Origin of the sequence: Jeotgalicoccus marinus DSM 19772, from assembly GCF_000425825.1 — a bacterium.
GTDB classification, from domain to species: Bacteria; Bacillota; Bacilli; order Staphylococcales; family Salinicoccaceae; genus Jeotgalicoccus; species Jeotgalicoccus marinus.
This window is the reverse complement of the sequence record NZ_AUEE01000004.1, coordinates 146022-161577: the sequence shown is the minus strand read 5'-3', so window position 1 is coordinate 161577 and position 15556 is coordinate 146022. Positions and strand designations below refer to the sequence as shown.

The following is a 15556-nucleotide window of genomic DNA, read 5'->3' as shown; positions in this document are numbered from 1 at the left end:
TATAAATCTAATCCATTCCTGGAAGGAGCAAAGAATACTCATGGCAAGACCATTCACTTTAGAGAAAACGCGTAATATCGGTATCATGGCACACATCGATGCAGGTAAAACTACGACGACTGAACGTATTCTTTATTACACAGGACGTATCCACAAATTAGGTGAAACGCACGAAGGTGCATCACAAATGGACTGGATGGAGCAGGAGCAAGAACGTGGTATTACTATCACATCTGCTGCAACTACAGCTCAGTGGGACGGCCACCGTGTAAACATTATCGATACTCCTGGACACGTAGACTTCACTGTTGAAGTTGAACGTTCACTTCGTGTACTCGATAGTGCGGTAACAGTACTTGATGCACAATCAGGTGTTGAACCACAAACAGAAACAGTTTGGCGCCAAGCGACAACTTACGGCGTACCAAGACTAGTATTCGTCAACAAAATGGACAAGATCGGTGCAGACTTCCAGTATTCAGTAGGCACGATCAAAGACCGTTTACAAGCGAATGCACACCCAATTCAGTTACCAATCGGATCTGAGGATGATTTCAGAGGGATTATTGACCTTGTTGAAATGAAAGCAATCCTATACAGTAACGACTTAGGTACTGATATTGAAATTACAGAAATCCCTGCAGAATTCGCAGATGAAGCAGCAGAAGCTAGAGAATCTCTTATCGAAGGTTTAGCAGATGTCAACGAAGACGTCATGGAAAAATACCTAGGTGGAGAAGACCTATCTGTAGATGAGCTTAAAGCAGCAATTCGTAAAGCGACTTGTGATGTTGAGTTCTACCCTGCACTTTGTGGTACTGCATTTAAAAATAAAGGTGTTCAATTACTATTAAATGCAGTAATCGACTACCTACCATCACCATTAGATGTTAAACCAATCGTTGGTCATAAAACTGACGATGAGGAAGAAGAGTACATTGCTCGTCCTGACGATTCAGAACCATTCGCAGCACTTGCATTTAAAGTTATGACAGATCCATTCGTTGGTAAATTAACTTTCTTCCGTGTTTACTCTGGTACACTAGACGCTGGTTCTTATGTACAGAACACTACTAAAGATAAGCGTGAACGTGTTGGACGTATCTTACAGATGCACGCCAACTCACGTGAAGAAATCTCAACTGTTTACTCAGGAGATATCGCAGCTGCAGTAGGTCTTAAAGATACTGGTACTGGTGATACGCTTACACAAGAGAAACTTGATATTGTACTTGAATCTATGGAATTCCCTGAGCCGGTTATTCACTTATCGGTTGAGCCGAAGTCTAAGAGTGACCAAGACAAGTTAACAACTGCTCTTGTTAAGTTACAAGAAGAGGACCCGACTTTCACAGCACGTACTGATAAGGAAACTGGACAAGTTATTATCGGTGGTATGGGTGAGCTTCACCTAGACGTACTTGTTGACCGTATGAAACGTGAATTCAAAGTTGAATGTAACGTTGGTGCGCCAATGGTATCATACCGTGAAACATTTACAGTGCCTGCACAGGTTCAAGGTAAATTCTCACGTCAGTCTGGTGGTCGTGGTCAATACGGTGATGTTCACATCGAATTCACTCCAAACGAACAAGGTGGCGGTTTCGAATTCGAAAACGCAATCGTTGGTGGGGTAGTTCCACGTGAATACATTCCATCTGTTGAAGCTGGACTTGTAGACTCAATGGAAAACGGTGTAATTGCTGGTTATCCATTAGTAGACGTTAAAGCTAGACTTTACGATGGATCTTACCACGATGTCGACTCTTCTGAGATGGCCTTTAAAGTAGCTGCATCATTAGCGCTTAAAGAAGCAGCTAAAGTGTGTAAACCAGTTCTTTTAGAGCCAATGATGAAAGTTGAAATCGTAATGCCTGAGGAGTACTTAGGAGACATTATGGGTGACGTAACAAGTCGTCGTGGACGTGTTGAAGGTATGAACGCGCGTGGTAACGCACAAGTTGTTAACGCATTCGTTCCACTTTCTGAAATGTTCGGTTATGCGACTGCACTACGTTCTAACACTCAAGGTCGCGGTACTTATACTATGGTATTTGATCACTATGAAGAAGTGCCTAAGTCAGTATCAGAAGAAATCATCAAGAAAAACACTGGTGCTTAATTCATATACTTGATTTTTTTAAGCAAATGCTTTATAAGTGTTGTAAGAAAGACTCCAAAGGTGGGTTACCCCACCTTGGGTTTTAAATAAAAAATAATGTTATATATAAGGAGAGGTATTTTACAATGGCTAAAGAAAAATTTGACCGTTCGAAAACACATGCCAACATTGGTACAATTGGTCACGTTGACCACGGTAAAACAACTTTAACAGCAGCAATCGCAACTGTACTTTCTAAGCACGGTGACGGTGTAGCTCAAAGTTACGACATGATCGATAACGCACCAGAAGAAAAAGAGCGTGGTATCACAATCAACACGTCTCACATCGAATACGAAACAGCAAAACGTCACTATGCACACGTTGACTGCCCAGGTCACGCTGACTATGTAAAAAACATGATCACTGGTGCTGCACAAATGGACGGCGGTATCTTAGTAGTATCTGCTGCAGATGGCCCAATGCCTCAAACTCGTGAGCACATCTTACTTTCACGTAACGTAGGTGTTCCGGCATTAGTAGTATTCTTAAACAAAGTTGACATGGTTGACGATGAAGAATTACTAGAATTAGTTGAAATGGAAGTTCGTGAATTACTTTCTGAGTATGACTTCCCTGGAGATGACATTCCTGTAATCGCTGGTTCAGCACTTAAAGCTCTTGAAGGCGATGCTGACTACGAGCAAAAAATTCTTGATCTTATGAACGCAGTTGATGAGTACATTCCAACTCCAGAACGTGACTCTGACAAACCATTCATGATGCCTGTTGAGGACGTATTCTCAATTACAGGTCGTGGTACAGTTGCAACTGGTCGTGTTGAGCGTGGACAAATCAAAGTCGGTGAAGAAATCGAAATTATCGGTATCACTGAAGAGTCTAAGAAAACAACTGTTACAGGTGTTGAAATGTTCCGTAAGCTTCTTGACTATGCAGAAGCTGGTGACAACATTGGTGCCCTTCTACGTGGTGTATCACGTGAAGACATCCAACGTGGTCAAGTTTTAGCAGCTCCTGGTTCAATCACACCACACACAAACTTCAAAGCAGAAGTTTACGTTCTTTCAAAAGACGAAGGTGGACGTCACACTCCATTCTTCACTAACTACCGTCCTCAGTTCTACTTCCGTACAACTGACGTAACTGGTGTAGTTAACCTTCCAGAAGGAACTGAAATGGTTATGCCTGGAGACAACGTTGAAATGACAGTAGAACTTATTTCACCAATCGCTATTGAAGACGGTACTCGTTTCTCAATCCGTGAAGGTGGACGTACTGTAGGATCAGGCGTTGTAACTGAAATCATTAAATAATAATTTTTTGATATAAGAAAAGCTGAGATCAAATGATCTCAGCTTTTTTGTGTTTATTTCTTATTAAAGTTAAGTACAGCTTTTAACATAGTTTCTACACCTGTCTTCATTCCATCTTCATCGATATCAAAATGAGGATGGTGATGAGGTGTATCAGCTTTCTTATCACTATTTCTCACGCCAGTATAGAAGTAACATCCTGGTCGATTTTCTGCAAAATACGAAAAGTCTTCTCCTCCCATGGCAGGACCTACTTCTTCAACATCCTTAACATAAAATGAATCTTCTCTTACATTATCGATGACGTAATCAAGTAGCTCGTGATCGTTTTTTAATGAAGGGTAACCGTATGTGATTTCAATGTCGGCATGAACATTAAAACTTGCGCTGATTCCCATACATAGTTGCTCTAGTCTCTCTGCAACAATTTGTCTAACTTCTTCAGTGAACGTTCTGAAAGTACCTTTTATTTCTGCTTTACCAGGTATGACATTAAAGACAGAACCTGCATTATAGGCGCCTATAGAAACTACAGCAGAATCCAATGGACTGACTGATCTTGAGACAATAGTCTGTATCTGTTGAATAAGGGATGCTGATGCAATAATTGGATCTTTTGTAACTTGTGGGGTTGCACCGTGACCACCTAGTCCATTGACAACAATTTTAAAGGAGTCTGCATTTGCGTACATCGTGTCGTAGTTATATTTAATTGTACCGACAGGGAACTTTGTAGAAACATGTGTGCCAATGACATAGTCAACATTTTCTAAGGCACCATCTTCAATCATTGCTTTTGCACCGCCTGGTAGTAACTCCTCAGCATGTTGATGAAGGAATACTACATTGACAGGCAACTCCTCCTTATGCGCTGATAACACTTTTGCCATTGTAATCAGCATCGCTGTGTGCGCATCATGCCCACATGCATGCATGACACCAGGCGTTTTAGAACGGTAGGGTACATCTTTTTCATCCTGTATTGGTAGGGCGTCAAAATCTGCACGAATCGCAACTGTTTCGTAAGAATCATTTACTTGAAGACGTGCGACAATACCATTACCCCCAACATTCTCTCTAATATCTATGCCAAGATCTTTAATCTGTTCGTAAATCCATGCTTTAGTATTTTCTTCTTGGAAGGATACTTCTGGATATTGGTGCATATATCTACGAAGTTCTACCATTGACTCGAAATTATCATCTATGACTTTTTTAATGTCCATTATTGTGACTCCTTTTCAAAATAGGTAAATACAGATTCAAGCATGACACTGACTGCATTCATCATCCCTTTTTCATCGATATCGAAGTGGCCATGATGGTGAGGGAAGTCTGCCTTAAAACTAGAGTTTTTAACACCCGTATAGAAAAATGTACCTGGAACTTTTTGTAGGTAGTAAGAAAAGTCTTCACCACCAAGGTCTGGTTCTAGACGAATGGTTTCAGATACAGTACTGATTTTATTTGCACTCTTAACGACTATATCAGTCATTTCATCATCATTAACGACTGGTGGATAGCCTCTCATATAGTCCAAATCATATGAAACCCCCGTAGTTCTAACGAGTCCTTCCAAAGTGTTATTCAACTCAGTAATCATTAAATCCTGCATGTCATGGTTGAAGGTACGAATTGTTCCACCAATTGTGACTTCATCTGGGATGATATTGTGTTGACTGCCAGCATTAAACATTGTAATCGATAAAACAACTGAATCCATTGCATTGGATTTTCTTGTGACTGCATATTGAAGTTGGTTGCAGAGTGAGATGCCGGCAGCTACTGGATCAATTGCATTATGTGGACGGGACGCATGCCCGCCCAGACCTTTGAGTTTAATGGTGAAGTCATCGGGCATGCCTGTTGCTGTACCATATTTGTAGCCGACCTTTCCAACATCAAGAGACGTAGTAACATGTGTTCCGAATATTGCATCCACGTTTTCAAGACAGCCATCAGCAATCATTTGAATGGCACCACCAGGATCAACTTCTTCCGCATGTTGGTGTATGAAGACAATATTGCCTTTTAATTGATCTTTCATACTGCTTAAAATCCTTGCGGCCGTTAAGACAATGGCAGTATGTGCATCATGCCCACAGGCGTGCATAACACCTGGAACAGTGGACTTGTATGGTGTGTCCTTTAAGTCTTGAATTGGTAAGGCATCAAAGTCTGCCCGAAGTGCGACCGTAGGTAGTGATTCATCGACAATCAACTTACCGACGACCCCGCGGCCACCGACACCTTCCTGAACTTCTATACCGAGTCCTCTTAGATACTCTGCGATGTAGGCCGGTGTATGGACTTCTTGAAAGGACAGTTCGGGGTACATATGCAGATGACGACGGATTTTTACCGTTTCATTGAAATGCGATTTAACCTGAGATTCAATTTGTTTTAGTTCCATTCAATCACCGACTCTAATTCAAGAATTTTCATGAACATCATCAGCGCACTTTCTAAACCATCTTCATCTAAATCGAACATATCTGTGTGGTGGGCATGACGAGAGTTTTTGTCGATGTTTCCCGTACCTGTGTAGAAGAAGGCACCTGGTTTTTCCAAAATATAATAAGAGAAATCTTCACCAATCATTAATGGATCTGCTTCTTTATACGGTAAATCGAGTGATTTTGCTGCAGCTTCGATAACTTTAGCTTCTTCCTCATGATTAATGACTGCTGGGTAACCGAATACGTAGTCCATGTTATAGGTTGCCCCGCGTTTTTTGGTCGTATGCTCGACTTCAGCTTTAAAAATCTCATATATTTTTTCTTTTACTTCTTGTTTAAACGTTCTCACCGTTCCGATGACACGTACTGTATCAGGAATGACATTAAAAGCATCTCCACCTTGGACACTACCTACTGTCACGACTGCATTGTCGATAGCAGAGATTTGTCTAGATACAGCTGTTTGGAGATTGGTGATGAGTTCAGCAGCAACCACAATTGGATCCACAGTCGTATCTGGATAAGCAGCGTGACCACCAGAACCTTTAATAGTGATGTAGAATCCATCTGGACTGGCAATTAAGGCACCTGGACGTGTTTGAATTTCATTGGTATCAAATTGACTCCAGTAGTGTTGGCCGTATACTTTATCTACACCTTCTAAGGCACCATCATTGGTCATAGCCATGGCACCACCAGGTTGTTCTTCCTCGCCGTATTGGAAGATAAAGGACACAGTCCCCTTTAAATTTGCCTTATTCAGTACAACTGTATCGACCAATGCGAGTAAGGTCGATGTGTGTCCATCGTGACCACAGGCATGCATAACACCTGGATTTTGAGATTTATATGGGACGTCTTTTTGATCTTCGATTGGCAATGCATCAAAATCTGCACGTACCGCAATGTGAGGATGACCTTCACCAATGGAGGCAACGATACCTCTACCTTCATTTTGTTCATTGGTGCCCACATTCTCACGAATTTTAAGTTCAGGGTACTGCTGTAGATGATTTAGTATAAACTGATAAGTTTCTTTCTCTTTAAATGAAACCTCAGGATGCATATGCATATGTCTGCGATTCTTAATCATCTCAGGGAGTTTCTGGGACGCTATTTCTTTAATGCTCATGGGTCAACCTCCGTATTGTTTTTTTCTATTCATCTTATCAAAACTTTGGATACTTTTAAACTAAGATAGCTTAAAATATTAGAAAATTAGCATTATATAAACAATAGGCTTTCATTAAAGGTAAACGCTTAAATATGCTAAAATAAAAGTCAAGGAGGGGACGTATATGTCAAAAAAATTAGAACAGTATTTACAGGATAACCTGAACTATTTGAAAGAAAATGGACTATATAACGTAATCGATACAGTAGAGGGGGCAAATGGTCCAGAAATTAAAATCGGTGGACAAACACTGGTTAACTTATCTTCTAACAACTACTTAGGTTTAGCGACAGAAGAGAAATTGAAGGAAGCAGCAATATCTGCAGTTCAGTCTCACGGTGTTGGTGCAGGTGCGGTACGGACAATTAACGGTACGTTAGATTTACACGTAGAACTAGAGAACACATTAGCAGAATTTAAAGGTACAGAAGCGGCTGTAGCCTTCCAATCTGGTTTTAACTGTAATATGGCAGCAATTCAAGCGGTAATGAATAAAGAGGATGCAATTCTATCAGATGAGCTTAACCACGCTTCTATCATTGATGGGTGTCGTTTATCACGCGCGAAAATCATTCGTGTTAATCACTCGGATATGGATGATTTAAGAAGAAAAGCTAAGGAAGCCGTAGAATCAGGCCTTTACAAAAAAGTAATGTACATTACTGATGGCGTCTTTTCTATGGATGGTGACGTTGCAAAATTACCTGAAATCGTAGAGATTGCTAAAGAGTTTGACCTTATTACTTATGTGGATGATGCACATGGCTCTGGTGTAATGGGCAAAGGTGCAGGAACAGTAAAACACTTTGGTCTAGAAAAAGAAATTGATTTACAGATGGGGACATTATCTAAAGCAATTGGTGTTGTCGGTGGTTATGTTGCAGGGTCACAAGACTTAATTGACTACTTAAAAGTTGCTGCACGCCCATTCTTATTCTCAACTTCTTTAACTCCAGGAGATACTAAAGCAATCACTGAGGCTGTTAAAATGCTAATGGCTTCAACTGAACTACATGACAAACTTTGGGAAAATGGGGACTACTTAAAAGCAGGACTTAAAGATCTTGGCTTTGATATCGGAGACTCAGAAACACCAATCACACCATGTATTATTGGTGACGAGAAGAAAGCTCAAGAATTCTCTAAGCGTCTAAAAGAAGAAGGCGTCTATGCTAAATCAATCGTCTTCCCAACAGTGCCAAAAGGGACAGGACGCGTGAGAAATATGCCTACTGCAGCACATACTAAAGAAATGCTAGACAGAGCTTTAGAAATATACGCTAAGGTCGGTAAAGAACTCGGAATTATTAACTGAAAATCTTCAATATTTAAGGGGAAAAGGCAATGAAACGTATTATACTAACTGGTGCACTAGGACAAATTGGAACGGAATTAACCGTTAAGTTAAGAGAAATTTACGGTGAGGACAATGTCTTAGCAACAGATATTAAAGAACCTGTAGATTCACCGCTTGAAGGTAAACCATTTGAAACTTTGGATGTTACAAACTATGAAGAGATGGAAAGAATTGCACGTGAGTTTAATGCGGACACAATAATGCATCTTGCTGCATTATTAAGTGCGACATGTGAGAAAAATCCACATCTAGCTTGGGAAATTAACATGGGCGGCTTAGTGAATGCACTTGAAGTTGCACGTAATTTAAACTTACAATTCTTTACACCAAGTTCTATTGGTTCATTTGGACCTTCAACACCAAAAGATCAAACACCACAAACAACAATCCAACGTCCAGTGACGATGTATGGTGTAAACAAGGTATCTGGAGAGCTTCTATGTGACTATTACTATGAAAAATTTGGTGTAGATACTAGAGGTGTACGCTTCCCTGGTCTAATCTCACATGTGAGAGAGCCAGGAGGTGGGACAACAGATTATGCTGTTGAAATTTATTTTGAAGCAGTAAAAAATGGTAAGTATACATCGTTTATCGACAAAGGTACATTTATGGATATGATGTACATGGATGATGCGATTCAAGCAATTATTGACCTTATGGAAGCAGATGCTGATAAGCTTGAAGATAGAAATGCTTTCAATGTCTCAAAACTAAGCTTTGATCCAGAAATACTTGCTGAGTCTATTCGTCGCCACTACCCAGACTTTGAATTAAGCTATGATGTCGATCCAGTGAGACAAGGTATTGCAGAAAGTTGGCCAAATAGTATCGATTCATCTGAGGCGAAGCGTCAGTGGGGCTTTGATGCTAAATTCGATATTGATAAAATGACGGACACTATGATTGAAGCAATTAAGAAAAAACATAGGTAGCTTCCTAGAGAAGGTCCTACCTAGTCATGGAGGATGACGATGAGTCGAGTAATATTATATGACAAGGACGGGACCTTGCTCAATTTTCAGAAGTTGTGGACACCATATGCTAAGAAATGTATAGATGTATTCGCTAAGGACTTTGATGCAGAAGATATAAAAGAAGAAGTCGCTGAAGATTTAGGATATGTTAATGGTGAAATACAGGCGAATTCTACTATTGCTCAAGGTACAGGTCGAGATATTCACAAAGTATTTGAGTCTTACCGTAATGGTGGAGCGAAATGGGCAAAAGACTTCTATGAATCAAATCTCGATATGCTTCGAGACGAGATGGTATTGATTGACGGTGCACTAGATGCTCTTAAAAAAGGTCAAAAACTTGGTTTTAAAAATGTCATTGTCACAAGTGATAGTAGAGATTCCACACTTCGATTTATAGAGAAGTTTAATCTCGAACCATACATCTTCGATATTATTTGTGGAGATGATAATGATTTCCACAAGCCTGACCTTAGGTTCATTAAACCCTTCCTGGATAAGCACCAGTATAAAGTTAAAGAGCTTGTGATGATTGGTGACAATCATGCGGATACAATGCTTGGTTATGAAGAAGACTTATATACGATTGGTGTCTTAAGTGGGACGAGCTCAGAAAGCCATTTAAATGGTGCCAATATGATTATTGATAGTGTGAAGGACTTATTTAATCAAGAAGGAGATTTTATTCTCGATGCATGAGATCTACATGGCTGAAGCAATAAAAGAAGCACATAAGGCAGAAGCCTTGGAAGAGGTGCCAATTGGGGCTGTCGTAGTTAAGAATGATGAGATAATTGCGAGAGCGCATAACCTAAGAGAAACGAGTCAAAACCCAGTGACACATGCTGAGTTGTTAGTGATCCAAGAAGCGGCTAAAGTTCTTGGGTCATTTCGATTAGAAGAATGTACATTGTACGTTACTCTAGAGCCCTGTGTAATGTGCTCCGGCGCCATTATTATGTCTAGAGTACCTCAGGTTGTCTACGGGGCGCCGGACCCTAAAGGCGGTACTGTAGATAGTTTAATGCATTTATTGGATGAACCAAGGTTCAATCATCGTGCAAATGTCATCAGCGGAATAATGGCTGAGGACTGTGCAGCATTACTTAGAAATTTTTTTAAAAATTTAAGAACAAAGAAGAAACAACAAAAGATTGATGAAACATCCTCGACAGATTTATGAACAGTCGAGGTTTTTTTGTGAAAGTGGCAGAAATATTACGATTCAGTCAACATTCTATGAGAATTCGACAAAATAGGTTTATGGGCGAAACAAATAGATAATATAATGCGTGTGAGTCTCTTATATTTATTTGTAAATCACATATGGAGTGTGAACAATGAAGAGAAAGAAAAGAATGTACAAAATAAGTTCTATATTGAGCATGGTTATGTTTGCTCTAATCCTATCTGGATGTAGTAATTTAGAGGTATTTGATCCTGCTGGTCCAGTTGCTGAGAGTCAGCGAGATTTAATTTATTACTCTTTATACTTTATGGCTGGTATTATTGTTGTTGTTTTTACTATTTTTACTGTTTTTGTTATCAAGTATAGAGCCAATCGTAAAGGCAGAAAGCCATCAGATTATAAACCAGAAATGCATGGCAATATGAAACTAGAGATCGTTTGGTTTACAATACCGATTCTTATTGTCACTGCCTTATCCATACCGACTATTAATTTGCTCTTTCAACTTGAGGAACCACCTGAATCTTCAAGTGATCAAGAGCCACTCGTTGTATATGCAACATCTGCGGACTGGAAGTGGATATTTAGTTACCCTGAAGAAGGGGTGGAGACTGTTAACTATTTAAATATCCCAACAGACCGAGCAGTAGAATTTAGATTATCTTCTGCAGATTCAATGGCATCCCTATGGATACCTCGTTTAGGTGGGCAAAAGTATACGATGGCAGGTATGGAAAACGTACTTTATCTGCAAGCAGATGAAGAAGGGACCTTCCTAGGTAGAAATTCAAACTTTACAGGTGAAGGCTTTGCTGCACAAACGTTCGAAGTGAATGCCGTCAAACATGATGAATTTGACAGCTGGGTCACAGACGTACAGCAAAATGAACCTGAATTAACTCAAGAGAAGTACGATGAGATATTAGCACCGAGTATAGTTGACAAAAAAACATTTTCATCTACGCATCTGGATTGGGTCAATCATGGAAAGAATGAATTCAGAGATTATTCCGTCGAAAGACATGAAGAAAAGTATGAAAAAGGTTTAGATTTATACAATCAACCAGAATTTAAACCAAATGAAATTTCAGAATGATGAAGGAAGGTCAAGTATATGCAATTGGATGAATTTTTTGTAACCGGAGAGCCCTTAGTTTATATAGGGATGGTTTCGATTGTATTAGTTTCAGCTACGATCATTTTTGTTTTGACCTACTTTAAAAAATGGAAATGGCTATGGAATGAATGGTTAGTTACAGTCGACCACAAAAAGATTGGTATTATGTACATTCTCATCGCCTTAGCGATGTTCTTTAGAGCGGGTGTTGACGCGTTAATGATGCGTATTCAGCTCGCATTCCCAAATATGAACTTTTTAAATTCACAACATTATAATGAAGTGTTTACGACGCACGGAACAATCATGATATTTTTTGTTGCAATGCCGTTTTTAATTGGTTTAATGAACTATATCGTACCATTACAAATCGGTGCACGTGACTTTGCATTTCCTTATGTAAATGCTGTGAGTTTATGGTCTACCTTCTTTGGTGCTTTACTATTTAACTTATCTTTTGTTATTGGTGGTTCACCAGATGCGGGATGGACCAATTACGCACCACTAGCAGGTGCAGAATTAAGTCCTGGTCCGGGAATTAACTTTTACCTATTAGGATTACAATTATCAGGTATCGGAACTTTAGCAACAGGAATTAATTTAATGGTGACGATATTGAGAATGCGTGCACCGGGAATGAAAATGTTTCAGATGCCAATATTCACTTGGTCCACGTTAATTACATCATTTATTATCATTTTTGCCTTTCCAATTTTAACAGTGGCATTGGCATTGATGACGATTGATCGTATTTTTGGCTCTCACTTCTTTGCATTGACAGGTGAAGGTATGCCGATGATGTGGGCGAACCTGTTTTGGATGTGGGGACACCCTGAAGTTTATATCGTAATTTTACCAGCCTTTGGTATTTTCTCTGAAATAATTGCGACCTTTGCTCAAAAGCAATTATTTGGGTACAAAACAATGGTATGGGCAATTATTGGTATAGCAGGTCTGAGCTTTGTTGTTTGGGTGCACCACTTCTTTACAATGGGTGCTGGCGCCTTTGTTAACTCAATCTTTTCTATTACAACAATGGCAATTGCCATACCGACAGGTGTGAAGATCTTTAACTGGTTGGCGACAATCTATAAATCTAAGATTTTATTTACGACACCTATGCTATGGTCATTAGCCTTTGTACCAAGTTTTACAATTGGTGGTGTAACGGGTGTTATGTTAGGAATGGCAGCTGCTGATTATCAGTTCCATAACACGTATTTCCTCGTATCTCACTTCCACTATGTACTTATTCCAGGTACTGTATTTGCAAGTTTTGCAGGTCTAATATTCTGGTTCCCTAAGATGTTTGGGTACCAGTTAAATGAAAGAATAAATAAATGGGCATTCTGGTTATTCTTAATTGGCTTCCACGTCACCTTCTTCCCACAATATTTCCTAGGGCTAGATGGAATGGCAAGAAGGTTATTTACGGCAGGTCCAGAATGGTTCACCCTTAATTTCATCTCAACAATTGGTGCCTTTGTTATGGGTGCTGGCTTCGCAATATTTGTTTACGGTATCGTCTACAGCTACCTCAAGAGTACCCGTCAGTTAGACGGAGATGTGTGGGGTGTAGGACGAACACTTGAGTGGGCAACACCAACACCAGTACCAAAATATAATTTTGCCACTCTACCAGAAGTCGATTCTACTGATGCCTTAATTGAAATGAAAAAGAAAGGTGAAACGACTTTCGATAAGCGTAAATTATCAAGAATACACATGCCTAATGATACTGGACAGCCTTTTATTATGACGGCAATAATGTTTTTTGCAAGTTTCTTCCTAGTCTTTGAATGGATTACGCTAGCGGTCATTGGGCTCATCGCTACAATCGTAATGATGATAATGAGATCATTTGATTATAGAGATGGCTATCACTTTGAAGTTGATGAAATAGAAAGTATAGAACGCGAGTTAAGGGGGGCTGAAAATGAGTGAAGATATTCGAACTGATGTCTCAATGGAATATAGTACTGAAGAAGGACAGAATAAAATAATTGGGTTCTGGCTATTTTTAGCTGCTGAGATGTCATTGTTTGGAACCTTGTTTGCCACTCATGCTGTCTTAATGGGACGTACAGCTGATGCCCCGACTACAGTGGAGATGTTTCAACCAAACATCGTCCTCATTATGACCTTTTTACTACTGACAAGTAGTTTCACATGTGGCTTGGCAGTTCACTTTATGAGAGAGCAGTCATTAAAAGGGCTTATTAGTATGTTAGCAGTAACTTTACTACTAGGCTTATCATTCCTAGGCTTAGAAATATATGAATTCGTGCACTATGTACATGAAGGTGTGACACTACAATCTAGTGCTTATTGGTCAGCCTTCTTCACCTTAACAGGTACACATGGTTTGCACGTACTCCTAGGGATTGGTTGGATGGTAGCATTAATTATTCAACTCAGAAAACGTGGCTTGACGCCTGTTACAACTAGGAAGGCCTTTGTTCTAAGTCTATATTGGCACTTCTTAGATGTGGTTTGGATCTTCATCTTTTCTGCAGTCTATATGCTAGGGATGGTGTTGTAGATGAGTGAGAATAACAAAAAGAAATATCCTATAAATCATATAATTGGTTTTGTATTATCAGTGTTACTGACTATATTAGCTGCCTGGACTGCACTCTCATCAGATATGCCAGTGATGTGGATTGTTATTTCAGTTCTAGCACTTGCAGTCATTCAAGCCTTTATACAGTTATTTATGTTCATGCATATTACAGAGCGCGGAACCACTCATGCACCGTGGCATATGATCTTCCACGCCTTCATATTGGCGGCAATTATTGTTGCAGGTTCTATCTTTACTATGTCCTTTGGATTTAGCCATAATCACGGAGACGGTTCACACGAACAACATGATATGCAATCCGAAGAAGCAGATGATTCTCATTAAATACAATAAGAATCCGCACTGACCTGAAATAGGTGAGGTGCGGATTACTTATTATATATTATTTTTGATATTTCAGTCTTGAGAATGCGTCGTGTTGATGTATACTTTCTTCGTTACGGCATTCCAATACAAAGCCTTTGACCCATGGTAATTCAACTAGGTCGTAAGCTACAAGACGAATGAGGTCTTCAACAAAACGTGGGTTTTCATAAGCACGTTCTGTGACCATTTTTTCATCTGTACGTTTCAACACTGGGAATAGTTGACTAGATGCATTTATTTCTAGTATTTCAAATAAGTCTTCTTTATAAGTTTTAGGTAATTCAACACTATCATCAATGTCGATGAGCACCTTAACATTACCACGTTGGTTATGTGCACCATATTCACTAATTTCTTTTGAGCATGGGCATAGTGTTGTAACTTGTGCAGTCATTCCAAATTGTTTACGTGTGAATTTTTCTCCATCATGAGAAGCTGAATATTTTACATCTGCATGAGCGATACCATTGATGTTCGTACCTGGTGAAGGTTTGTTAAAGAACCAAGTTCCATCAACTGTTACTCCTGCATCATTCTGATTCATGCGTTCTCTTAAGTGCAATAATAGAGACTCTATTGTATCGAAATTTAATGGGACGCCATTTTCATTTACAGTTTCAAGAGACTCAATTAGACGGCTCATATTGATACCTTTTTCGTCTTTGTTTAAGCTTGTAGACAGTTCGAAATTACCAACGGATTGGAAATCTCCAATTACAACAGGGTAGGTTAAGTTATTGATTCCTACTGAATCGACTTCGAATAAGAAGTCTTTACGAGAGTTTTGTAAGTCTGCCATATCTTCTTTTTTCTTCGGTTTCGAACCAACGATAGGGTCTACTGAGCCGAAATGTTTAAAACGACCTTCTCGTGTCGTTAGATCATATTCTTCCATAGT

14 protein-coding genes are annotated in these 15556 nt (G+C 39.5%); 10 read left to right on the top strand and 4 right to left on the bottom strand.

Annotation, left to right across the window (positions count from 1 at the left end):
- Positions 1-40 precede the first annotated feature (40 nt).
- Entirely contained in the window at positions 41-2122 is a 2082-nt protein-coding gene (gene fusA / locus H624_RS0102285) for an elongation factor G (RefSeq protein ID WP_026866141.1), read from the top strand.
- Between the two features lie 125 nt (positions 2123-2247).
- Positions 2248-3435, top strand: coding sequence for an elongation factor Tu (gene tuf / locus H624_RS0102280; RefSeq protein WP_026866140.1), 1188 nt, complete (start codon positions 2248-2250; stop codon positions 3433-3435).
- Between the two features lie 53 nt (positions 3436-3488).
- Here the strand turns inward: tuf and H624_RS0102275 are convergent, their stop codons facing one another.
- Genes H624_RS0102275 through H624_RS0102265 form a run of 3 tightly spaced genes read right to left on the bottom strand, consistent with a single transcriptional unit; the run spans position 3489 to position 7026 of the window.
- Positions 3489-4661 (bottom strand): M20 metallopeptidase family protein, encoded by a 1173-nt coding sequence (locus H624_RS0102275; protein ID WP_035855719.1) that lies wholly within the window; start codon positions 4659-4661, stop codon positions 3489-3491.
- On the bottom strand, positions 4661-5848 hold the full coding sequence (locus H624_RS0102270; protein WP_026866138.1) for a M20 metallopeptidase family protein: 1188 nt from the start codon (positions 5846-5848) through the stop codon (positions 4661-4663). Before H624_RS0102270 ends, H624_RS0102275 begins: the two co-directional genes overlap by 1 nt.
- The gene (locus tag H624_RS0102265; RefSeq protein WP_026866137.1) at positions 5839-7026 is read right to left on the bottom strand and encodes an amidohydrolase; all 1188 of its coding nucleotides are present in this window, start codon (positions 7024-7026) and stop codon (positions 5839-5841) included. The genes H624_RS0102270 and H624_RS0102265 overlap by 10 nt, the downstream gene beginning before the upstream one ends.
- A gap of 166 nt (positions 7027-7192) precedes the next feature.
- Between H624_RS0102265 and H624_RS0102260 the strand changes: the two genes are divergently transcribed.
- The 8 genes from H624_RS0102260 (at position 7193) to H624_RS0102225 (ending at position 14616) form a co-directional block, all read left to right on the top strand.
- Complete coding sequence (locus H624_RS0102260; protein WP_026866136.1) at positions 7193-8383, top strand: glycine C-acetyltransferase; 1191 nt, start codon at positions 7193-7195, stop codon at positions 8381-8383.
- A gap of 29 nt (positions 8384-8412) precedes the next feature.
- Positions 8413-9360, top strand: a complete 948-nt coding sequence (locus H624_RS0102255; RefSeq protein ID WP_026866135.1) for an NAD-dependent epimerase/dehydratase family protein — start codon at positions 8413-8415, stop codon at positions 9358-9360.
- Between the two features lie 39 nt (positions 9361-9399).
- The gene (locus H624_RS0102250; RefSeq protein ID WP_026866134.1) at positions 9400-10101 is read left to right on the top strand and encodes an HAD family hydrolase; all 702 of its coding nucleotides are present in this window, start codon (positions 9400-9402) and stop codon (positions 10099-10101) included.
- Positions 10094-10585 carry a tRNA adenosine(34) deaminase TadA gene (gene tadA, locus H624_RS0102245; RefSeq protein WP_035855716.1) on the top strand — a complete coding sequence of 164 codons (492 nt, stop codon included), beginning with the start codon at positions 10094-10096 and terminating at the stop codon, positions 10583-10585. The genes H624_RS0102250 and tadA overlap by 8 nt, the downstream gene beginning before the upstream one ends.
- 157 nt (positions 10586-10742) lie before the next feature.
- Positions 10743-11687 carry a cytochrome aa3 quinol oxidase subunit II gene (gene qoxA / locus H624_RS0102240; RefSeq protein ID WP_026866132.1) on the top strand — a complete coding sequence of 315 codons (945 nt, stop codon included), beginning with the start codon at positions 10743-10745 and terminating at the stop codon, positions 11685-11687.
- A gap of 18 nt (positions 11688-11705) precedes the next feature.
- A complete protein-coding gene (qoxB, locus tag H624_RS0102235; protein ID WP_026866131.1) occupies positions 11706-13652 on the top strand; it encodes a cytochrome aa3 quinol oxidase subunit I in 1947 nt (648 codons plus the stop codon).
- On the top strand, positions 13645-14250 hold the full coding sequence (qoxC, locus tag H624_RS0102230) for a cytochrome aa3 quinol oxidase subunit III (protein WP_166627016.1): 606 nt from the start codon (positions 13645-13647) through the stop codon (positions 14248-14250). Before qoxB ends, qoxC begins: the two co-directional genes overlap by 8 nt.
- Positions 14251-14616, top strand: coding sequence for a cytochrome C oxidase subunit IV family protein (locus tag H624_RS0102225; protein ID WP_026866129.1), 366 nt, complete (start codon positions 14251-14253; stop codon positions 14614-14616).
- A 58-nt stretch (positions 14617-14674) separates the two neighbouring features.
- Here the strand turns inward: H624_RS0102225 and folE2 are convergent, their stop codons facing one another.
- Complete coding sequence (gene folE2, locus H624_RS0102220; protein WP_026866128.1) at positions 14675-15553, bottom strand: GTP cyclohydrolase FolE2; 879 nt, start codon at positions 15551-15553, stop codon at positions 14675-14677.
- Positions 15554-15556: the final 3 nt, after the last annotated feature.